This is a genomic window from Pseudomonas agronomica (assembly GCF_025917275.1).
Lineage (GTDB): Bacteria > Pseudomonadota > Gammaproteobacteria > Pseudomonadales > Pseudomonadaceae > Aquipseudomonas > Aquipseudomonas agronomica.
The window spans coordinates 1-621 of the sequence record NZ_JAOSHO010000985.1; the positions used below are offsets into that span (position 1 = coordinate 1).

Consider the following 621-nt stretch of genomic DNA (forward strand, 5'->3'; position numbering starts at 1 on the left):
TGTGGGAGCGAGCTTGCTCGCGATTGAAGACAACTCGATTTCAAGTCAAAGCCAGATAGCATCCCACAGCGGATAGTCGCCAAGTCGCTCTACCAGGCCTGCCCGCAGTGGATTTGCCACAACATAGCGAGCCAGCTTTACCAAATCTTCTTCCCGCCGTAGTGCCCGATCGTGGTATCCCTGCTGCCATAGGCTGCCTCTGTGCCCTGTGGACAGGTTCACCGCGCGAGCACTCAAGGACTTGGTTTTTTGCATCAACTCATTCAGCGAGCCTTGCTGCAATTCAATCAACCAATGGAAATGATCGGGCATGACCACCCACGCCAATGACTTCGCCCATCTCTCATCCTGGGCACACCTAAATTGCTCAACGACCAATCGACCTAAAACGAAATCCTGGAAAATCGGCTTTCGCTCAGCCGTGTTAGTGGTCAATAAATAGATTCGATTCAACTCACCGTAACGGCCGGTGCGCAAGCGATGTGAAGCAGGTAAATCAGGCATTCCTTCGCCTCTCCATTGATCAGGCCATCAAAGGCTAGGCCAATGGAATTCGAATGCCGGACAGACTCTTGGCTGGATGTGTCTGGTGGATAGTCATCGCGAGCAAGCTCGCTCCCA

The 621-nt window shown here is 52.8% G+C and carries 1 protein-coding gene; it reads right to left on the reverse strand.

The window, feature by feature from the left end:
• Window positions 1-45: 45 nt before the first annotated feature.
• Window positions 46-504: an REP-associated tyrosine transposase gene (locus OC610_RS28515; protein ID WP_264433083.1), complete on the reverse strand. Its 459-nt coding sequence runs from the start codon at window positions 502-504 to the stop codon at window positions 46-48.
• Between the last annotated feature and the right edge of the window lie 117 nt (window positions 505-621).

Excerpts from the sequence above, each read along its gene's own strand:
- OC610_RS28515 (WP_264433083.1), bottom strand. The coding sequence starts at position 504 with ATGCCTGATTTACCTGCTTCACATCGCTTGCGCACCGGCCGTTACGGT.